Here is a 19542-nt window from a genome sequence, read left to right on the forward strand (position 1 = left end):
AAGCCCGCCGAAGGAAGGGACCGCTCATGTCCGCACCAGCGCCGTCCGTGCTGGCCATCGTCGACGCCGAGCCGCTGCCCCGGCAGGAGGAGGTCCTCACCGACGCGGCGCTCGCCTTCGTGGCCGAGTTGCACCGGCGGTTCACGCCGCGCCGCGACGAACTCCTCGCCCGCCGCGCGGAGCGCCGCGCCGAGATCGCCCGCACGTCCACCCTCGACTTCCTCGCGGAGACCGCCGCGATCCGCGCGGACGACTCCTGGCGGGTGGCCCCGGCCCCCGATGCCCTGAACGACCGCCGGGTGGAGATCACCGGCCCCACCGACCGCAAGATGACGATCAACGCGCTCAACTCGGGCGCGCGGGTCTGGCTCGCCGACTTCGAGGACGCCTCCGCGCCCACCTGGGAGAACGTGGTCCTCGGCCAGCTCAACCTGATCGACGCGTACACCCGGAACATCGACTTCACGGACCCCGGGTCCGGGAAGTCGTACGCCCTGCGCCCCGACGAGGAGCTGGCGACCGTCGTGATGCGCCCGCGCGGCTGGCATCTGAACGAGCGTCACCTCGTGGACGCCGACGGCCGCCAGGTCCCCGGCGCCCTGGCCGACTTCGGGCTGTACTTCTTCCACAACGCCCAGCGCCTGCTGGACCTCGGCAAGGGCCCGTACTTCTACCTCCCGAAGACCGAGTCGCACCTGGAGGCCCGCCTCTGGAACGACGTGTTCGTCTTCGCGCAGGACTACACGGGCATCCCCCGGGGCACCGTCCGCGCCACCGTCCTGATCGAGACGATCACGGCCGCCTACGAGATGGAGGAGATCCTCTACGAGCTGCGCGAGCACGCCTCGGGGCTGAACGCGGGCCGCTGGGACTACCTGTTCTCCATCGTGAAGAACTTCCGTGACGGCGGCGCCAGGTTCGTCCTGCCGGACCGCAACGCGGTCACGATGACCGCCCCGTTCATGCGGGCGTACACCGAACTCCTCGTCCGCACCTGCCACAAGCGCGGCGCGCACGCGATCGGCGGCATGGCGGCGTTCATCCCCTCCCGCCGGGACGCGGCGGTCAACAAGGTCGCCTTCGAGAAGGTCCGCGCCGACAAGGACCGCGAGGCGGACGACGGCTTCGACGGCTCCTGGGTCGCCCACCCCGACCTGGTCCCGATCGCCATGGAGTCCTTCGACCGGGTGCTCGGCGACAAGCCGAACCAGAAGGACCGGCTGCGCGAGGACGTCGAGGTCGACGCGGCCGACCTGATCGCGATCGACTCCCTGGAGGCCAGGCCGACGTACGCGGGCCTGGTCAACGCCGTCCAGGTCGGCATCCGTTACATCGAGGCGTGGCTGCGCGGCCTCGGCGCGGTGGCCATCTTCAACCTGATGGAGGACGCCGCCACGGCGGAGATCTCCCGCTCGCAGATCTGGCAGTGGATCAACGCGGGCGTCGAGTTCGAGCACGACGGGAACACGGTGAAGGTCACGCCGGAGCTGGCGCGGAAGGTCGCCGCGGAGGAACTCGACGGCATCCGCAGGGAGATCGGCGAGGAGGCCTTCGCGGCCGGGCACTGGCAGCAGGCCCACGACCTGCTGCTGCAGGTCGCCCTCGACGAGGACTACGCGGACTTCCTGACGCTGCCCGCGTACGAGCAGCTGAAGGGCTGACGCCGGGGAAGTTCACTTGTCCGAGTGGCCCAGGGACTTCCCCGGGGCCACTCGGTCGCGTACGAGCCGCTTCACCGCCGTCGGCTCCGGGAACCCCTGCTCACGGCGGTCCCACACCACCTCGTCGCCCACACGGACCACGAAGACGCCGCCCTTGCCCGGTTTCAGGGACAGCTCGGTCAGCTCGTCCTCGAAGGTCGTCAGCAGCTCCTGGGCCAGCCAGGCCGCGCGGGGCAGCCAGCGGCACTGGGTGCAGTACTCGATCTCGACACGCTCGACACGGGGGTTCATCCCAGGTGTACCGACCAATCCTGTTCCGCGGCCGGCTTGCCGTGCAGGTCGGGGACCCGCTTGAGCCAGTCCGGCCGGCCCTGCTGTGTGCGTGCCGCCCTGAGGGCCTCCTCGGCGGCGAGTTCCTCCCGGCTGGGGAAGTCGGTGGGCAGCCAGGCCTCGGAGGCCCGCACGCGCGCGTGGAGGTAGTCCACGTACGCCGCACGGATGTCGTCCGGCGTCGCGAAGCCCTCCTCGCCGGCCAGCCAGGCGTCCGGGACCTCGGCCACGATGTCCCGCAGCAACTCCCGGGTGACCTTCGGGGCCAGCTCGGCGTCGGCGGCCCGCACATCGGGCGCGTAGCGGCCGAGCGCGTGGTGGCGGAAGTCGTAGGCCTTCGCGGGGTCGGAGGCGTCCCAGCGGTGGTGGAAGACGAGGGCGGCGCCGTGGTCGATGAGCCACAGGCGCGGCGGAACCGTCCCGAAGGTGGGCCAGACCATCAGGTTGGAGCTGTGGACCGTGCGGTCGACGTTCACGGTCAGGGCGTCCAGCCACACGATCCGGCCCGCCTCGACCGGGTCCACCCGGCAGATCTCGGCGACCTCGGGGGTGAAGTCCTTCGCGCCCGGCAGATAGTCCATGCCGAGGTTGGTCCCCGCGCTGGCGCCGTGCAGCTCCCGTACCTCCTGGTGGGGCTCGTCCGCGGCGATCACCGGGTCGAAGTGCACCAGGACCAGCTCGGGGAAGCGCAGGCCGAGGGCGCGGGCCAGTTCACCCACGATCACCTCGGCGACCAGCGCCTTGTGGCCCTGCGCGGAGCCGGTGAACTTCACGACGTAGGTGCCCAGATCGTCGGCCTCGACGACCCCGGGCACGGAGCCGCCGGACCGCAGCGGGGTCACGTATCGAACAGCAGTCACGTCGCGCAGCACACCGGACAGGGTAATTCAGATCATGTACGGGCCAGCGGGTTCGACAGCGGCAGGTAACGGGCATCGGCGCCGTCCGCGCCGGTCCAGCGCAGCAGCAGGTTGGTCTTGCCGGGCAGGGTGGGCGAGGCGAGCAGGGCGGGGATCTCCGGGAGGTCGTGGGCCGCGAGGGCGCGGCGGGCGGCGGGCCAGGGGTCCAGTCCCGGGTGGTGTTCGACGAGGGCGGCGGCGATCTCGGTGAGGTGGTTGACGACCAGGCAGTACACCAGCCGCTCCCAGCCGGCCGCACGCGGGACGTCCGGCAGCAGCTTGACGCCCTCGGCGTCCCGGAACAGCGCCTGCACGGGCGTGCCCGCCGCGTCCACGGCGACCAGCGTGTTCTGCAGGTGCGCCTCCAGGACGACGCCGTGCTCGGCGAAGGCGGCCAGGGCCGGGGGGACGACCTGGCGCAGATAGGCCTCCCACCAGGCCGCCGGGTCGGCGGTGGTGGCGAGGGGGTTGCCGTCGAAGCCCTCGACCAGCCCGGCGGCGAGCAGCGGGGTGGCGCCGGGCAGCAGGTGGCCGCGCAAACCGTCGCGGACCAGGACGGCCAGTTCCTCGAAGGCGAAGGCGGCGGTGCGGTAGCCGCGGTCGCTCAGCCAGGCGGCCGGGCCGGGGAAGGAGGCGAAGGCCTCGGTCGCGGCCGTGTCGGTGCGGCGCAGTTTTTCGAGGTCGTGACGCCACAGCCGGCGGATGTCGTTGGTGATGCGCACATCCAGGCTGAACTTCAGGTACAGGTCGCGGCGGGGCTCGTACAGGGTGCGCACCGCCGCCGTCGGCCAGGCGGGGAAGGCGGTGGTGCCGAGCCGGACCAGGCGGCCGTCGGCGAGGGCCGGGGCCAGGCCGGGCCCGGCCAGGTCGAGCTGCCAGGGGTGGGCGGGCAGCAGCCGGTAGCCGGGCGGGGCCGTGCCGAGGGCGTCGAGCGCGGTGGTGTCGCCCTCCTCGGCGACCTCGTCCTCGCGCACCCCGAGCAGCACCAGCGGGAAGCGTGCGTGGGCCTCGGGGGCGTACGGCAGCCAGAAGGCGACGGGGCCGCCGCCGCGCGCCTTGGGCGCGGGGTGGTGAGGATGGCCGGTGATGAGGGACTGTTCGGAGCGCAGGTACGGGTCGTCGGGCGCCGCCCGGCGGGCGCGCGCGGCGAGCAGCGCGGCGACCGCGTCCCGGCTGTCGATCATCTCGGTGGGCAGGTCGTCGTTGGTCAGTCCGGTGTGCCGGCGCAGTTCCTCGGCGACCAGTTTGACCAGTTCGGTGTGGCCGACACGGTGCCAGGTGCCCGCCGCGCGCACCTCGGGCCCGGCGGGCCGCCGCTCGCCGCGTACCCGCAGCAGGCGGCCGGTGCCGGGCAGCCGGTACGTGCGCCGTTCCCCGTCCGCGCCGAGCGGCTCGGCCACCTCCCGCAGCAGACAGTTGAGCAGGGGCGCCGCCGCGTACGCGTCGGCGCGCTCCGCGACATCGTCGCCCGGGGGCATGAGGTCCGCGGCGTCGTCGCTGGGGGGCATGTGGTCCACGCGATCCATTCGTTCTTCGTCCGGGTCCGATCGCGATCAGTATGTCTGTCGTCCCTGGCAATCCTGCCCGCAATACTCCGTACCCGAGGAGCGCATAGTGCACCGTCCCCCCACCGCCGCCGCCGAGGTCGCCGAGGAGCTGGCCGCCGTCCGGCCCGATCTGGTGCCCCGGTACACGGCCGCGCTGCCGGGTGCGCGGGCGGCCGTGCTGACCCGTCTGTGGCGGGCGCTCGCCCATGAGCCGCTGCCCTGGATCACGCACCGGGCGGGCGGGGCACGGGAGCTCACCGTGCGGCTGTCCGACGGGCGCGGGCTGCGCGGCCCGCGCGCGGACCCGTACGCGACCGGCGCGTATGTCACCGCCGTCCACCTGGACGGTGTGGCGTACGACGATCCGGCCCGGCTGTTGACGGACCTGGCGGTGCCGCACGCCGCCGCGTTCGCCGCCGAGCTCGGGCACAGTGTGGCGTCGCTGGCGCTGTCGCGGGCCGGGCAGGACGCTTTCTCGCGGGAGTGGCCCGCCGAGGACTGGCAGTGGGAGCAGCGGGTGGTCGACGGGCACCCCTTCCACCCGGGCTGCCGTTCCCGGCCCGGTTTCTCGGTGGCCGAGCAGCTAGCCTACGGGCCGGAGCACCGGCCGGTGGTGGAGCTGGGTACGGTCCCGGTCCCGGCCGGGGAGTGCCTGGTGGCCGGCCGGTGGCCGGACGAACTGCGGGACGGGGAGCGGCTGCTGGTCCCGGTGCACCCCTGGCAGGCGGCGCATGTGCTGGAGCGCCCGTGCGAGGCCTGGTCGCGGGCCCACCCCCTGATGTCGCTGCGCACCCTGGCGCTGCCCGGCGGACCGCACGTCAAGACCGCGCTGAGCGCCCGGCTGACCTCCTCGGTGCGGGACATCTCGGTGTACTCGGTGGGTATGTCGGCGACGCTGTCGGCGTTCGCGCAGGACCTGGCGGCCCGCACGGACGGCCTGTTGCACGTCACCCGGACGCTGGGCGCGGTGGCGGCCGACAGCCCCGATCTCGCCGCCGTGTTGCGCGAGTCGCCGGGGGTGTACGCGGCGGCGGACGAGCGGGTCCTGCCGGTGGCCGCCCTCGCCACCACCGACCTGCCGCGCTCCCCGTCCTGGCTGGCCGGGTTCACCCGTCTCACGCTCACGGTGGGCCTGCGTCTGCTGGATCTCGGCGTGGCCCTGGAGGCGCACGGCCAGAACCTCCTCGTCGTGCTCTCCCCGTCCGGCACCCCCCGCCGCCTGGTCTACCGCGACCTCGCCGACATCCGCGTCAGCCCCGCCCGGCTGACCCGCCACGGCATCACACCCCCGGATGTGACCGGCCGTCTGGTCACCGACGACGTGACGACGCTGCGCCGCAAACTGTTCGGCTCGCTGGTGGCGGGCGCCCTGGCGGGGACGGCGGGTTCCGGCGCGGCGCTGGGGGCGGCCCTGGAGAGGGCCGTACGGGATGTGCCGTCCACCCCGGACCTGACGGCGCTGCGCGAAGCGCCGCTGCCCGTCAAGGCGTTGACGCTGATGCGGCTGTCGCCGCGGACGCCCGGCGACCAGTGGGCCGCCCTGCCGAACCCGCTCGTTTTGGAGCACGGCACCTGAGATCAATAGGATCCGCCGATGATCAGAAGACAACGGCTGGCAGCGGGGGTCTGGTCCCTGCTCGTCGCCCTGACGGCCGGCATAGCCTTCCCGGTCGCAGCGGTGGCCGACGAGACGGAGCAGGCCGCTCCCAAGGTGGAACTGGTGCTGGACGTCAGCGGTTCCATGCGCGCGCGGGACATCGACGGCGGGTCGCGGATGGCCGCGGCGAAGCAGGCGTTCAACGAGGTGCTCGACGCGACACCCGAGGAGGTCGAGCTCGGCATACGCACCCTGGGCGCCAACTACCGCGGCAACGACCGGAAGACGGGCTGCAAGGACACCGAGCAGCTCTACCCGGTCGGCCCGCTGGACCGTACCGAGGCGAAGACCGCGGTGGCCACGCTGGCGCCGACCGGCTGGACGCCGATCGGTCCCGCGCTGCTGAAGGCGGCCGACGACCTCGACGGCGGCGACGGCACCCGCCGGATCGTCCTGATCAGCGACGGCGAGGACACCTGCCAGCCGCTGGACCCGTGCGAGGTGGCCCGCGAGATCGCCGCCAAGGGCATCGGTCTGACCATCGACACCCTGGGCCTGGTCCCGGACGCCAAGACCCGCGACCAGCTCAGCTGCATCGCGGACGCCACCGGCGGGACCTACACCTCCGTGCGGCACAAGGAGGAACTCACCGACCGGGTAGGGCAGTTGGTGGACCGGGCGGCCGATCCGGTGGTGACGCCGGTGGCCACCGAGGGCGCGGGCGAGTGCGCGAAGGCGCCCGCGCTGAAGTCGGGGCTGTACACCGACCGTGAGGAGTTCGGGCAGCAGCGCTGGTACCGGGTGGACGTCAAGCCGGGCCAGGAGGTGCGGGCTTCGGTGAGCGTGGCGGCCGACCGGGCCGTGAACCCGGACTACGGGGTGCTGCTGCGGGCGGTGACGGTGCACGGCCGCGAGATCGTGCGCGGCGAGGCCACGGGCAACGGCCGCACCGACGTGGTCTCGACGGGCCTGCGCTACCCGAAGCCCGAGAGCGACGACGAGGACGCCCCCGCCGAGACCGTGTGCCTTCAGGTCACCAACTCCTTCTCGGCGGCCTCCGGCGTGAAGACCACGCCCGGCCTGCCGCTGGAGCTGACCGTGGACGTCGTGGACGGACCGGACAAGGCGAGCGACGTGGCCTCCTTCGGACTCGGCCGCGGCTGGTGGCTGCTCGGCGCGCTGGTGCTCGCCGGCTTCGTCGCCGGTCTGCTGTGGGGCTGGCTGTCGCGCTGGCGGTTCGCGGTCTGGAGGACGAACTGATGCGTATCACACGTGTGTTGAGCGCCGCGCTGCTGGCGCTCGGGGCGACGCTGGGCCTGGCCGCAGGCCAGGCCGCCGCCGACTCCTCACCCTCGGCCGGCCCCTCCGGTGACGGCAGGGCACCCACCGAGGCCGGTACGTCCTTCCGTACCGCGACCGAGATCGACCAGGGGCAGCGGGCCACCGCGAACGGCTCCGCGGGCGACTACCTGTACTGGTCGTTCCCGGCCGACTCCGGCCAGCGGCCCACCGTGAAGGCGACGGTGAAGCTGCCCGGCACGCACACCGCGCAGACCTGGCAGATCGACGTGTACGACGGGCTGCGGCGCCGCCAGGCGTGCCAGTACGGAGCCCAGACCCACACCGCCGCCCAGGGCGTCTCCTCCGTGGACCTGACCTGCGTCATGCGCACGGTCCGCGCCTGGTCGGAGCCGTGGGCCAACGACCCGCTGCCGGGCACGTACTACATCCGGCTGACCGTGCTCGATCTGCGCTCCTCGGACCTCGGCCAGCCCGTCGACGCCGAGGTCCGCGTCGACTCCAAGGACATCGGCGGCTCGGCCGCGGTGGACGGCTCGCTGGCCGAGCCGCTGGTCCCGGGGATCGCCGTCAAGTCCGGTTCGAACGAGGACGGTTCGGGGAAGTCGGCCGTGCTGTCCGCGATCGAGCCGGACGACGGCTGGTCCTCCGGCTGGTGGACCGACCGCTGGGTGTGGACCGCCGTGGGCGGTGTGCTGGCCGCGCTCGCCGGTATCGGCGGGTACGCGCTGACGCGCGGCTCGGGGCGGCCTCCACAGGTGCCACCGAACGCCTGATCCCTCAGGAAGGCCCGCCACCCGGCGGGCCTTCCGCCTTTTCACGCCTCCCGCAGCGCCTTGGCCACCGCGCCGTCCCCGGTCACCGCCACACGGCCGCCGCGCACCGCCTCCCGCAGCCCCAGCTCGCCGCGTGCGAGGGCCGTGCACGCCCCGGCGTCCATCACGAGCCGGGCGCCGGGCTCGTCCGGAGCCGGCCCGTCGCCGTAGACCGGCCCGTCCCCGGCACCGAGGTACAGATGGAACTCCCCCTCGTCGAGCCGGACTTCGACCAGTCCCGCCTCCCCTTCCAACGCCCGCGACAGCGGCAGCGCGAACCAGTGGGCGCGCACCGCGTCGGTGGGCCGCCGCTCCCCCAGCTCGGCCCGGCCCCACTCACCGAGCGCCTGCAGCACCGGCAGCAACTCTCGTCCCCGTCCGGTCAGTTCGTACACATAGGCGGCACCGGGCGGCGGCAGCCGGCGGCGGGTCGTCAGCCCGTCGCGTTCCATGTCCTTCAGCCGCGAGGCGAGTACGTCCGTGCTCACGCCGGGCAGGTCGGCGTGCAGGTCGGTGTAGCGGCGCGGGCCGGCGAGCAGCTCCCGGACGATCAGCAGGGTCCAGCGGTCGCCGACGAGGTCGAGGGCGCGGGCGGCGGAGCAGTACTGGTCGTAGCTTCGGCGAGGTGACATGGCACGCAGTCTAGACATGTCGTTGGACTTTCCAAGCTCTAACTTGGTAAAACCAAGCAACACACCGAACCGGAGGGGCGAGCGCGCATGGAGTTCCGGCAGTCGAACAAGCTCAGCGAGGTCTGCTACGAGATCCGCGGCCCGGTGATCGAGCACGCCAACGCGCTGGAGGAGGCGGGCCACAGCGTGCTCCGCCTGAACACCGGCAACCCCGCGCTGTTCGGTTTCGAGGCGCCGGAGGAGATCCTCCAGGACATGATCCGGATGCTCCCCCAGGCGCACGGCTACACGGACTCCCGCGGCGTGCTCTCCGCCCGCCGGGCGGTCGCCCAGCGCTATCAGACCCTGGGCCTGGAGGTCGACGTCGACGACGTGTTCCTCGGCAACGGGGTCTCCGAGCTGGTGTCGATGGCCGTACAGGCGCTGGTGGAGGACGGCGACGAGATCCTCATCCCCGCCCCGGACTTCCCCCTCTGGACGGCCGTGACGACCCTCGCGGGCGGCAAGGCGGTGCACTACCTCTGCGACGAACAGGCCGAGTGGTACCCGGACCTGGACGACATGGCGGCGAAGATCACCGACCGCACCAAGGCCGTCGTCATCATCAACCCGAACAACCCCACCGGCGCGGTCTACCCCAAGGAGATCATCGAGGGCATCCTCGACCTCGCCCGCCGCCACGGCCTGATGGTGTTCGCCGACGAGATCTACGACCAGATCCTGTACGACGGCGCCGTGCACCACTCCGCCGCCGCGCTCGCCCCCGACCTGGTCGTCCTCACCTTCTGCGGCCTGTCGAAGACCTACCGCGTGGCGGGTTTCCGCTCCGGCTGGCTGGTCGTCACCGGCCCGAAGCAGCACGCGAAGGACTACCTGGAGGGCCTGACCATGCTGGCCTCCATGCGGCTGTGCGCCAACGCGCCCGCGCAGTACGCCATCCAGGCCGCGCTCGGCGGACGCCAGTCCATCCGCGAACTGACCGTGCCGGGCGGGAGGTTGTACGAGCAGCGCAACGTGGCCTGGGAGAAGCTCAACGAGATCCCGGGCGTGTCCTGTGTGAAGCCCAAGGGCGCGCTCTACGCCTTCGCCCGCATCGACCCCAAGGTGCACCCCATCCACGACGACGAGAAGTTCGTCCTCGACCTCCTGCTCAGGGAGAAGATCCAGGTCGTCCAGGGCACCGGCTTCAACTGGCCGACACCCGACCACTTCCGCATCCTGACGCTGCCGTACGCGGAGGACCTGGAGGCGGCGATCGGGCGAATCGGGCGGTTCCTGAGCGGGTACCGGCAGTAGCGACCGCCTAGCCTGTGGTCCATGGGTGATCTCTTCCTCGTCCGGCACGGCGAGACCGAGTGGTCGCGCTCCGGGCGGCACACCGGCTGGACGGACGTGCCCCTCACCGAGCGCGGGCGGGAGGAGGCGCGGGGGCTGGAGCCGCTGATCCGGTCGCAGCGGATCGGGGCCGCGTTCGTCAGCCCCCTGCGGCGGGCCCGGGAGACCGCGCGGCTCATCGGGGCGGCGGACGCCCGCGTCGACGCCGGCCTGCGCGAATGGGACTACGGCGGGTACGAGGGCGTGACCACCGCGGAGATCCGGCGCACCCGGCCCGGCTGGTTCCTGTTCACCGACGGGGTCGCGCCGGGGCCGCCGGAGCATCCCGGGGAGACGGTCGAGCAGGTCGGCGAGCGCGCCGACCGCGTCCTGGCCGAGGTGGAGACCACCCTCGCCGATGCGGAGGGTGACGTCCTGCTGGTGGCGCACGGCCACTTCCTGCGCGTCCTGACCGCCCGCCGCCTCGGGCTGCCCCCGTCGCACGGCGCACTGTTCCAGCTGGCCACCGGGACCCTGTGCCGCCTGGGCACGGAGCACGGGCGACCGGTGATCGCGGGGTGGAACATCCGGCCGGGGTCGTAGAGGGAGTCCGCGGACGCCTCCGGCCGAGGCGGACGCGGCCGCGCCGCCGGCCACGCGGCCACATGGCCACACGGCGGACGGAGTGTGCGAGACACCTCCCGCCGAGACCGGCACCGACCCACCGGCCTCATCGCCCGCGCTCCTCGCCGAAACCGGTGGCGCCGTCCCCGGCAGCACGGCTGCCCGCCGGGCGGACTTGCGGTGGCCGGTGCCCCGTGCCGTCGCAGCCGTGCGGACCCGGCCCGCTGTCAGTGCCGGGTCGTACTCTTCGAACGGGCCGTCCGCCGGGCGGTCGCAGGGCATTGGCCGCCGGGGAGGAGCACGCCGTGAGTCGTCTGCCGACCGCCGCGCAGCGGCGTGTGATCGAGGGGGCCGACCCGGTCACCGGGCGGCTGAAGGGGACGCAGGCGCAGCTCGCGGCGTTGGTCGCGCGGGGGCTGGCCTTTCGGCATCCGCGCCCGCCGCACGATCACTTCCTCACCCCGGCGGGGCACCGCGTACGGGAGGCGGCCGGGGAGGCGATACCGGAGAGGGCCGCCGAGCCGGTGGCCGGGCCCGCGGCCGGTGGGGTCTTCGCGGCGCGCGTCGGCGGGGAGGAGGACGCCGCCGGGTCCGGGCCGGGCCGGGAGCGGGAGGTGCACAGCGCCTGGGAGGGCCTGCTGGAGCTGCGCCGGATGACCAACGCGGACGACGCCGTGGACCGGCCGTGCGGGTGGGAGCGCGCGCACCTGGTGCGGGCCGCCGCGCTGGCGCTGGAGGCGGCCGGGCACCGGCCGGCGGGCGAGGGCGGCGACGGCTACCGGGTGCGCGCGACCCCGCAGCCGGAGGCGGTCGCCGTGTACGCGCCGGACGGGGAGGCGCTGCGGGGCTGCGCGGCCACGCTGGAGCGGGCGGGCTGGCAGGCCGGCGAGTACACCGAGCCCCGGACGAGAGCGCGGTATCTGCTGGCATCGCCCCGGCGGGCGTGAGGGGCGTGCCAGGATCGGTGGGTCGGAAGATTCGAACGTGACAGGGGGAAGCAGTGGCAGAACCGTTTTCCGTCCGGGTGACCGTCCGCGGCTACGAGACCGACGTACAGGGGCATGTGAACCAGGCGGTGTACGTCAACTACGCGGAGCACGCCCGCTGGACGCTGCTGAAGGCGGCCGGGGTCGACCAGGCCGAGCTCGTGGGACGGGGCGTGGGCCCGGTGGCGCTGGAGACCACGATCCGCTACCGGCGTGAGCTGCTCGCCGGCGACGAGATCGACGTGACCTGCGAGTTCGAGTGGGGCGACGGCAAGACCTTCCGGATCCGGCAGGAGGTGCGCAAGGCCGACGGCACGGTGGCGGCCGAGGTCACGGCGGTGGGCGGAGTCCTGGACCTGAAGGAGCGCAAGCTGGTCGCGGATCCCCGGGAGGTCTTCAAGGAACTCGCCTCGGACCCGGGCCTGTTCGGGCTGTAGGGCGGGCAGCGGGCCGGGGCGGCGGGGGCCCGCCCCCCCCCCGCCGCCCCGGCTCACGCCCGCGGGAACGCCTCCCGGTGGTCCTCGGCCCACTGCCGGTAGGTCCGCGCGGGGCGCCCCAGCACCTCCTCCACGTCCTCGGTGACGACGGCGTTGCCGCCGTCCTGGATGAACCGGGCGGCGGCCACCAGGCTGTCCGCGTAGGCCTCCCCCAGACCGAAGGCGAGCAGCTGTTCGCGGCGCTGCTCCGGCGTCAGCTCGTGGATGTCCACGGGGTGGCCGAGGACCTCGCCGAGGATCGCGGCCTGTTCACCGGCGCTGAGCGTCTCGGGGCCGGTCAGGGTGTACGTGCGCCCCGAGTGACGCGGGTCGAGCAGCGCGGCCACCGCGATCTCGGCCACGTCCCGGGGGTCGACGACGCCCTGCTTGCCGTCGCTCATCACGTTGGGGGCGGAGGTGCCCTCCCGGACGGCCTCGGCCCAGGCCAGTGTGTTGGTGGCGAAGGAGGAGGGGCGCAGGACCGTCCACTCCAGGCCACTGGCCCGGACGGCCTCCTCGCCGGGCAGATGCCAGTTTCCGAATCCGTCCAGCCGGGGATCGCCGGTGCCGATCGCGGAGAGCTTCACGATCCGCCGTACGCCCGCCGCCCGCGCCGCCTCGACCAGGCCCAGGTCGTTCTCGGCGTCGTCCGGGCCGAACACGCCGACCAGGAAGGCGGCCCGCGCGCCCGCCATCGCCTCCGCCACCGAGGCACGGTCCTGGTGGTGGCCGCGCACGGCCTCCACGCCCGGGGGCACCTGGGCCCGCTCCGGGTCCCGGGTGAGGGCGCGCACCTTCTCGCCGCGCGCCGCGAGCTGTCGTACCACTTCACTGCCGATGGTGCCCGTGGCACCGGTCACGAGGATCATGTCCACCACGGTGCGCGGCGGACGGCCCGGAACTCTTGGAAATTCCGGCACGGTTGAGGGGCCCGGCCGGCCGTGCGGCGCGCTTACCGTGGAGGGGTGACGAACGCCGTGTCCCGAGAGGTCCTGCCCACGCCCGAGGTGCTGCGCCCGTGGGTCGCGGGCATCGGCTCCGTGTCGGTCGACACCGAGCGGACGGTGCCGTACATCCACCTCCCGGACGCCGCCACGAAGGTGGTCGTCCGGGTCGGGGCGAACGGCCGCCGCAGCACCCTGGTCATGGGCCCGCGCACCCGCGCCTCCTACCACCTGGGCAAGCGGTTCGTGTCCTGCGTCGAGATGCGGCTGACGCCGGGCACCGCGCGTCCCCTGCTCGGCGTCCCGGCCGTCGACCTGGTGGGCCGTGCGGTGCCGCTGGAGGAGCTGCCCGGCGCCGCCGCCCGCGGGCTGGCCCGTGAACTGCGGTGGCTGGAGCCCGACGAGGCGGTGGCCCATCTCGCCGAGGCGCTTCCCGAGCGGCTCGCCAGCGCCGCCGACCGGGCGCGTACCGAGCTGGTCCGCGCCGGGGTCGAAGCGCTGTCCTTGCGGACCGGCCGCGTGCCCGGCCAGGTGGGGCACGTGGCCCGGCAACTGGCCGTCAGCGAGCGGCAGTTGCGCAACCTGTTCGCCGAGGGGGTCGGCCTGTCCCCCAAGCACTACGCCCGTATCGACCGGGTGCGGACGGTCCTGAGCCGTGCCGGGAACGTCGCCTGGGCCGAACTCGCCGCCGTCACCGGCTACTACGACCAGGCCCATATGACGTCCGACTTCCGCACCCTGATGGGCGTCCCGCCCCGCTCCTACTTCACCGGCCGGCTGCCCGAGGCCACACCGTGCCGGATGCGGCAGCGTCCCTGAAGCCCCGCCTCAGGACGTGGCCGGGGCCTCCCGGGTCGGCACCGGTACCTGGTTGAAGCCGTAGTACAGGGCGATCAGACCGTGCGCGGCCAGGGTCAGCGGCGCCGAGACGAAGGCGAGGCCGACGGTCACCGGATAGGCCAGCGACCCCAGCGCGAACCGCACGCGGGTCGCCCTGGCCGCCGGGACGTCGACGCGGGTGTCGAAGAGGTGCCCGGTGCGGGTGAGGTGCCACCACAGGGCCTGGAAGGCGAGCGCCATCGCGACCATCACCAGGCTGTAGACGGCCGCCGCCACATGCGAGGCCTGCTCCTCGCGCAGGTACTCCGCGAGCATCGCCGTCGGCCAGGGCACCGCGGCCACCACCATCAGCACCAGCAGGTTCAGGAACATCATCGTGCGGTCCACCCGGGCCACGTAGCTGAACAGCTGGTGGTGGTTGATCCACATGATGCCGATGACCAGGAAGCTCACCACATAGGCCGCGTACGACGGCCACTGCGCGCCCAACGCGTGCCACAGTCCGCCGTGTTCACCGGCCTCGGGAACCTTGATCTCCAGGATGAGCAGCGTGATGGCGATGGCGAAGACACCGTCGCTGAAGGCCTCTACGCGGCCGGACTCGTTCATGGCGCACAGCGTGGCACCATCGCCCCGGAGCGCGCGCGTCCGCGCGCGCCCCGGGGAGGGCGTCAAGTGCTCAGGTCCGGGCGGCGATCCGCGCCAGGCGCCTGGCCTGCTCCCGCGTCGACCGGGCGATGGCGTCCTCGTCGGCGGTGAGCAGGCGCCCGTCCTCGACGATCTGACGGCCGTTCACGAACGACGCGGTGACCGGGGCCGCCGCGCCGAAGACCAGTGCGGTCACCGGGTCGGCGATGGAGGCGTGGGCGAGGGTGTCGAGCCTCCACAGCACCAGGTCGGCGAGCTTGCCCGGCTCCAGGGAACCGGTCTGTGCGGCCCGGCCCAGGACCTGGGCGCCGCCGTACGTCCCGAGGCGCAGCGCCTGACGGGCGTTCAGGGCCGCTTCCCGGTGGGCTCCGAGGCGGTTGATGAGGAGCGCGTTGCGCAGCTCGGTGTGGAGTTCGCCGGACTCGTTCGACGCCGTGCCGTCGACGCCCAGGCCGACCGGGACGCCCGCCGCCAGCATGTCGGGGACCCGGGCGATCCCGGCCGCGAGGCGGGCGTTGGACGAGGGGCAGTGGGCGACACCGGTCCTCGTCCGGGCGAAGGCGGCGATGTCGGAGTCGTTCATGTGGACGCAGTGCGCCATCCACACGTCCTCGCCGAGCCAGCCGGTGGCCTCGAAGTAGTCGGTCGGGCCCATGCCGAACAGCTCGTGGCAGAACTTCTCCTCCTCCACCGTCTCCGAGCCGTGGGTGTGCAGCCGCACGCCGAGGCGGCGGGCCAGCTCGGCGCCCTGCCTGAGCAGTTCGGTGGAGACGGAGAAGGGTGAGCAGGGGGCGACGGCGACCTGGGTCATCGCGTCGAAGGAGGCGTCGTGGTGCCGCTCGACGGTCTCCGCGGTGGCGGCGAGGGCGCCGTCGAGGGTCTCGACGGCGAAGTCCGGGGGCAGGCCGCCGTCCTTCTCGCCGCGGTCCATCGACCCCCGGGCGAGGGTGAAGCGGACGCCCATGTCACGGGCGGCGCGGATGATCGCGCCGGACAGGTCGCCGGAGCCCCGCGGGAAGACGTAGTGGTGGTCCATGGCGGTGGTGACGCCGCCGCGGGCCATCATCGCCAGCGAGCCCTGGGCCGCCGCGTGCACCATCGGCTCGTCGATGCGCGCCCACGTCGGGTAGAGCGCGACCAGCCAGTCGAACAGGTTGTGGTCCGTGGCCAGGCCCCGGGTGATCCACTGGTAGAAGTGGTGGTGGGTGTTGACCAGGCCGGGGGTGACCAGGTGCCCGGTGGCGTCGATGCGGCGTACGACGTCCTGGAGGCCCTCGGGAGCCTTTCCAGCGCCGACCGCCTCGATGCGGTTTCCGGCGATGACGACGTGCCCCGAGGCGTGCTCGGTGTCGTCGGCGTCCACGGTCGCGATCGAGCAGTTCTCGATGACGATGCGCTGTGCCATCGTTCGTCCTCTACTTTCCGGTTCCGTGTCCGCGTCAGAGGTTGGTGAGGTCCGCCGGGATCCTCGCCTCGCGGCCGTCCCTGAGGACGGTGGCCTCGATCAGGCCGTAGGGGCGGTCGGCGGCGAAGTACACGGCTGAGTCGGCGGTGTCGTTCGTCAGCCCGAAGGGCTCCAGGTCGACGAGGAAGTGGTGCTTGTTGGGGAGCGAGAGGCGGACCTCGTCGATCTCGCCGCGGTGGTCGATGACGCGGGCGCCCATCGCGTACAGCGTCTGCTGGAGCGAGAGCGAGTAGGTCTCGGCGAAGGCCTGCAGCAGTTGTGTCCTGACCTGCTCGTAGGAGTCGTTCCAGTCGGGCGTCTCCGTGTCGTCGGCGGACCAGTTGAACCGCCAGCGGCCGGAGACCTCGGTGGCCAGGATGCGGTCGTGGGCCTCCTTCAGCGTCGTGTACCTGTCCTTGGCGTAGCCCCAGAACTCGGAGTCGGTCGAGTTCATCACGACGAGGTCCTTCAGCCCGGAGACGACCTCCCAGGCCGAGCCGTCGTACGTGATCTGGGTCAGCCGGGTCTCCTGGCCCTTGCGGACGAAGGAGTGCGCGCCCTTCCCGGAGTGCTCGATCCGCTCCCAGGCGTACTCCTCGATGCGGACACGGGCCCGGTGGATGGGCTCCTGACTCGTGACGAAGTGGCGCGCGAGGTGGATGCCGAACTGCTCGGCCGACTCGATGCCGTGCTCCTTGGCGAACGCGTACACCGTGTTCTTGGTGGTGTCGGTCGGCAGGACGTTGGCGTTCGAGCCGGAGTAGTGGACCTCGTCCATGTCGCCGGAGAGCGACACGGACACGTTGAGGTCCTTGATGTGGTGGGTGGCGCCGTCCCGCGTGATCTTGACGACTCGGTTCTCGGCCTTGCCGTACTGGTTCTGTCCCAGGATGGGCATGTGTCTGCTAGCTCCCTCGGTAAACGGAGTAGCCGAACGGGTTGAGCAGCAGCGGTACGTGGTAGTGCTCCCCGGCCCGTACGGCGAAGGTGACGACCACCTCGGGGAAGAACACGGCACCGCTGTCCCGATTCGCGGGGGCGTCCTGCTGCGCATCGGCTTGCTTCTTCTCGAAGTACGCCTCGACGGCGAAGTCGAGCCGTACGTGGGTGGTCCCCTCCGGCGGCGCGGGCAGGTCCTTGCACCGCCCGTCCGCGTCGGTCGCCGAGCCGCCGAGCGCCTGCCACCGCCCCTCGCTCCCGCCGCGGGCGGACAGCCGGACGGCGACGCCCGCGGCGGGGCGGCCGGCGGAGGTGTCCAGGATGTGCGTGGACACGGAGGCGGTGGTGGCGGTGCTCATGGTCGGGCGTCCTGTTCGACGAGTCGGGCCAGCCGGATGCGGTTGATCCTGCCCAGTTCGGTGCGGACGATCTCCCGCTCCCGCTCCGGCGGGTTGCCGATCCGCTCCCTGGCCGCGTCCCGCATCTGCTCGCCGGTCCGGCCGGTGGCGCAGATGAGGAAGACATGGCCGAACCGCTCCTGGTAGGCCAGGTTCAGTTCGAGCATCTCCGCCTTGAGCTCCGCGGAGGCGCCGGCCATGCCGCTCTGCTCGCGGGCGGAGGACGGGTCGCCCGGCTTGGGGCGGCCGATCGGCGGATGCCCGGCCATCGCCTCCCGCAGGTCCTCGGTGGTCAACTCGGCCATGGCGGCGTCGCTGGCGGCGTAGAGGTCGTCGGCGGTGGCGTAGGGGCGGGCGGCGAGCAGCCGCCGCGCCCACGCCGTGGAGGCGCACGCCTCGTGGAGGGCGGCGAAGGCCGCGTGTTCCTCCAGGACGTTGAACCGGGCCAGGCCCGGGGGCGTGGAAGTCGAAGTCACGGGAGCCTCCGTGGCCGCGGACGGCCGTCGTGCTGAACGGGCTGGCTGCGGCTAGCTAACGCCCTCCGGGGACACGACGTCAACAGTTTGTTGAAAATTCCGGGTGACCAGGTGCCCGGGTGACCGGGTTCAGTCGCGGTTGAGGTAGTTGTAGACGGTGAAGCGGCTCACGCCGAGCGCGCTCGCCACGGTCTCCACACCGTGCCGGACGGAGAAGGCGCCGCGCGCCTCCAGGGTCCGTACGACCTCCTGCTTGGCCTTGCGGTCCAGCTCGGCCAGCGGCTTGCCCTTCTTGCGCTCCATGGCGGCCAGGATGTGGTCGAGGGAGTCGGCGAGCTGCGGCAGGCGTACGGCGACGGCCTCGACGCCCGCCCAGGCGAGCACCACATCGTCGGGGCCGGCCTCGTCCGGCGGCAGCATCTCCCCGCCGATGGCGTCGACCAGCGGTTTCACGGCCGCGATGAAGGGCTCCTCTCCGCTCACCTGCCGTCCTCCCCGATCACATTGACCTGGAGCGAGATCCGGGTGGCACCGGCCTGAAGGGTGCTGCGCAGTACCGCGTCCACGGCGGTGAGGACGGCGTCCGCGCTCCCCTCGGCCGTGTTGCCGAACGGGCCGACATCGACGGCGTCCAGCTCGGCCGCCTGGACGACCTCGCGCGCCACCAGGGCGTGCGCGGGCGCCTCGTCCAAGTCGAAGGGTTCGGTCGTGAACTCCACTCGCAAACGCATCGTACCCCCAGAACATGCCTCTGACCTGTGCTTTTACCCAGATCACCCACCGCGGGGGCACATCGGGGCACCACGGGGACGCATCGGTCGACCGCTTCGCAGCCGCGAGGCACCCCAGGCCAATCGGCTTCACCGGGACGGAGCCGCTTGGTCCGCCACGAGGCGACCCTAACCGACCGGGGCGCCCCCCGCCCTACACGTGGCCAAGCCGCTCGGGAAGCGGCCGCAGCTGCTCGACGCGCTGGAGGCCGTGCACGCGGCCGGCACCCCGCACCGCGACATCAAACCCGCCAACGTCCTGCTGCGCCGCGACGGCAACGCCGTCCTCACCGACTTCGGCATCGCGGCCCTGGACGACGGCGAGTGGCGTACGAGGAACCCCTTCTCCCCGAGCGGCTCGGCCCGCTGCGCCCGCTCGTCGAGGCGATGCTGCGCAAGTCCCCTGACGAACGCCCTTCGGCGGCCGGTGCGCGCTCCGCGCTGCTGCGCGTCGCGGCGGGGGAAGCGGACGCCGGGCCGTTGCCGCCGGCGACCGTACGCGTACTGCGCCCTTCGCCCACACTGGCCGACGCGCACACCGTGACCAGCGGCCATGAGCGGCTCGCCCCGGCCGGGGAGACCATCCCCACGCCGCCCCGCCCGGTGGGCCGCAAGCGGCTGTGGTGGGCCTTGGCGGGTACGGCGGTGCCGGCGGCCGGTGTCGCAGGCGGCCTGTTCCTCACCGGGGTGCTGCCGCTCGAGGAGGGTCCGAAGACGAAGACCGTCGGTCAGGTCGTCCAGTCGGCGATGGCTGGCAGCCGGAGGCTGACCTTCCGGGCCACCGGGAACGGCACCCTGCAGCTCGGCATGAACGACACCGCCGGGTTCTGCTGCGAGGACAACGGGGGCACGCTGACCGTGAAGGTGAGCGTCACCCACCAAGGGTGAGGGGGCCGGGCAGCC

The 19542-nt window shown here is 72.8% G+C and carries 22 protein-coding genes and 1 pseudogene; 11 read left to right on the forward strand and 12 right to left on the reverse strand.

All coding sequences use genetic code 11. The annotated features are described in order from the left end of the window. The first annotated feature begins 26 nt into the window (after positions 1-26). Positions 27-1661: a malate synthase A gene (gene aceB, locus ACZ7L0_RS02680; RefSeq protein ID WP_471240559.1), complete on the forward strand. Its 1635-nt coding sequence runs from the start codon at positions 27-29 to the stop codon at positions 1659-1661. Positions 1662-1673: 12 nt separating this feature from the next. Here aceB and ACZ7L0_RS02685 read toward each other — a convergent pair whose 3' ends face one another. From ACZ7L0_RS02685 to ACZ7L0_RS02695, 3 genes are read right to left on the reverse strand one after another with little or no spacing between them, the layout of a single operon-like run. Then, positions 1674-1952: an Rdx family protein gene (locus ACZ7L0_RS02685; RefSeq protein WP_471240560.1), complete on the reverse strand. Its 279-nt coding sequence runs from the start codon at positions 1950-1952 to the stop codon at positions 1674-1676. Further along, on the reverse strand, positions 1949-2863 hold the full coding sequence (locus ACZ7L0_RS02690) for a HipA family kinase (protein ID WP_471240561.1): 915 nt from the start codon (positions 2861-2863) through the stop codon (positions 1949-1951). Before ACZ7L0_RS02690 ends, ACZ7L0_RS02685 begins: the two co-directional genes overlap by 4 nt. Positions 2864-2883: 20 nt before the next feature. After that, entirely contained in the window at positions 2884-4416 is a 1533-nt protein-coding gene (locus ACZ7L0_RS02695) for an IucA/IucC family protein (RefSeq protein WP_471240562.1), read from the reverse strand. An 88-nt stretch (positions 4417-4504) separates the two neighbouring features. Here ACZ7L0_RS02695 and ACZ7L0_RS02700 point away from each other — a divergent pair, with 88 nt between their 5' ends. Genes ACZ7L0_RS02700 through ACZ7L0_RS02710 form a run of 3 tightly spaced genes read left to right on the forward strand, consistent with a single transcriptional unit; the run spans position 4505 to position 8109 of the window. Beyond that, entirely contained in the window at positions 4505-6013 is a 1509-nt protein-coding gene (locus ACZ7L0_RS02700; protein WP_471240563.1) for an IucA/IucC family protein, read from the forward strand. 18 nt (positions 6014-6031) lie between these two features. Further along, positions 6032-7294, forward strand: a complete 1263-nt coding sequence (locus tag ACZ7L0_RS02705; RefSeq protein ID WP_471240564.1) for a VWA domain-containing protein — start codon at positions 6032-6034, stop codon at positions 7292-7294. Then, positions 7294-8109, forward strand: coding sequence for a hypothetical protein (locus tag ACZ7L0_RS02710; protein WP_471240565.1), 816 nt, complete (start codon positions 7294-7296; stop codon positions 8107-8109). The genes ACZ7L0_RS02705 and ACZ7L0_RS02710 overlap by 1 nt, the downstream gene beginning before the upstream one ends. A gap of 41 nt (positions 8110-8150) precedes the next feature. On the opposite strand, the gene ACZ7L0_RS02715 is transcribed toward ACZ7L0_RS02710, so the two are convergent. Next, a complete protein-coding gene (locus tag ACZ7L0_RS02715; protein ID WP_471240566.1) occupies positions 8151-8780 on the reverse strand; it encodes a winged helix-turn-helix transcriptional regulator in 630 nt (209 codons plus the stop codon). Between the two features lie 87 nt (positions 8781-8867). Between ACZ7L0_RS02715 and ACZ7L0_RS02720 the strand changes: the two genes are divergently transcribed. The 4 genes from ACZ7L0_RS02720 to ACZ7L0_RS02735 all read left to right on the forward strand — a co-directional run bounded on the left by ACZ7L0_RS02720 (position 8868) and on the right by ACZ7L0_RS02735 (position 12141). Continuing rightward, positions 8868-10076 carry a pyridoxal phosphate-dependent aminotransferase gene (locus ACZ7L0_RS02720; protein ID WP_471240567.1) on the forward strand — a complete coding sequence of 403 codons (1209 nt, stop codon included), beginning with the start codon at positions 8868-8870 and terminating at the stop codon, positions 10074-10076. Positions 10077-10097: 21 nt separating this feature from the next. Next, positions 10098-10697, forward strand: a complete 600-nt coding sequence (locus tag ACZ7L0_RS02725; protein WP_471240568.1) for a histidine phosphatase family protein — start codon at positions 10098-10100, stop codon at positions 10695-10697. Between the two features lie 326 nt (positions 10698-11023). Beyond that, complete coding sequence (locus tag ACZ7L0_RS02730) at positions 11024-11665, forward strand: hypothetical protein (RefSeq protein ID WP_471240569.1); 642 nt, start codon at positions 11024-11026, stop codon at positions 11663-11665. 53 nt (positions 11666-11718) lie between these two features. Further along, positions 11719-12141 carry an acyl-CoA thioesterase gene (locus ACZ7L0_RS02735; RefSeq protein WP_471240570.1) on the forward strand — a complete coding sequence of 141 codons (423 nt, stop codon included), beginning with the start codon at positions 11719-11721 and terminating at the stop codon, positions 12139-12141. Positions 12142-12194: 53 nt separating this feature from the next. On the opposite strand, the gene ACZ7L0_RS02740 is transcribed toward ACZ7L0_RS02735, so the two are convergent. Then, on the reverse strand, positions 12195-13049 hold the full coding sequence (locus ACZ7L0_RS02740; RefSeq protein ID WP_471240571.1) for an NAD(P)H-binding protein: 855 nt from the start codon (positions 13047-13049) through the stop codon (positions 12195-12197). A gap of 96 nt (positions 13050-13145) precedes the next feature. On the opposite strand from ACZ7L0_RS02740, the gene ACZ7L0_RS02745 reads away from it, so the two are divergent. Then, positions 13146-13943: a helix-turn-helix domain-containing protein gene (locus ACZ7L0_RS02745; protein WP_471240572.1), complete on the forward strand. Its 798-nt coding sequence runs from the start codon at positions 13146-13148 to the stop codon at positions 13941-13943. A gap of 9 nt (positions 13944-13952) precedes the next feature. On the opposite strand, the gene ACZ7L0_RS02750 is transcribed toward ACZ7L0_RS02745, so the two are convergent. From ACZ7L0_RS02750 to ACZ7L0_RS02780, 7 genes are all read right to left on the reverse strand, one after another. Next, positions 13953-14573 carry a TMEM175 family protein gene (locus ACZ7L0_RS02750; RefSeq protein ID WP_471240573.1) on the reverse strand — a complete coding sequence of 207 codons (621 nt, stop codon included), beginning with the start codon at positions 14571-14573 and terminating at the stop codon, positions 13953-13955. Positions 14574-14643: 70 nt separating this feature from the next. Then, a complete protein-coding gene (locus ACZ7L0_RS02755) occupies positions 14644-16017 on the reverse strand; it encodes an 8-oxoguanine deaminase (protein ID WP_471240574.1) in 1374 nt (457 codons plus the stop codon). Between the two features lie 34 nt (positions 16018-16051). Next, positions 16052-16954: a factor-independent urate hydroxylase gene (gene pucL / locus ACZ7L0_RS02760; protein ID WP_471240575.1), complete on the reverse strand. Its 903-nt coding sequence runs from the start codon at positions 16952-16954 to the stop codon at positions 16052-16054. A gap of 7 nt (positions 16955-16961) precedes the next feature. Further along, positions 16962-17354: a hydroxyisourate hydrolase gene (gene uraH / locus ACZ7L0_RS02765; RefSeq protein ID WP_471240576.1), complete on the reverse strand. Its 393-nt coding sequence runs from the start codon at positions 17352-17354 to the stop codon at positions 16962-16964. Continuing rightward, on the reverse strand, positions 17351-17869 hold the full coding sequence (uraD, locus tag ACZ7L0_RS02770; protein WP_471240577.1) for a 2-oxo-4-hydroxy-4-carboxy-5-ureidoimidazoline decarboxylase: 519 nt from the start codon (positions 17867-17869) through the stop codon (positions 17351-17353). The genes uraH and uraD overlap by 4 nt, the downstream gene beginning before the upstream one ends. A gap of 129 nt (positions 17870-17998) precedes the next feature. Then, positions 17999-18352: a helix-turn-helix domain-containing protein gene (locus ACZ7L0_RS02775; RefSeq protein ID WP_471240578.1), complete on the reverse strand. Its 354-nt coding sequence runs from the start codon at positions 18350-18352 to the stop codon at positions 17999-18001. After that, entirely contained in the window at positions 18349-18600 is a 252-nt protein-coding gene (locus tag ACZ7L0_RS02780) for a YkoF family thiamine-binding protein (protein WP_471240579.1), read from the reverse strand. Before ACZ7L0_RS02780 ends, ACZ7L0_RS02775 begins: the two co-directional genes overlap by 4 nt. A 199-nt stretch (positions 18601-18799) precedes the next feature. On the opposite strand from ACZ7L0_RS02780, the pseudogene ACZ7L0_RS02785 reads away from it, so the two are divergent. After that, a pseudogene (locus tag ACZ7L0_RS02785) lies at positions 18800-18937 on the forward strand (protein kinase domain-containing protein); the annotation flags it as partial. Positions 18938-18963: 26 nt separating this feature from the next. Further along, positions 18964-19527 (forward strand): hypothetical protein, encoded by a 564-nt coding sequence (locus tag ACZ7L0_RS02790; RefSeq protein ID WP_471240980.1) that lies wholly within the window; start codon positions 18964-18966, stop codon positions 19525-19527. Positions 19528-19542: the final 15 nt, after the last annotated feature.

Source organism: Streptomyces sp. NPDC039424, from assembly GCF_055639495.1.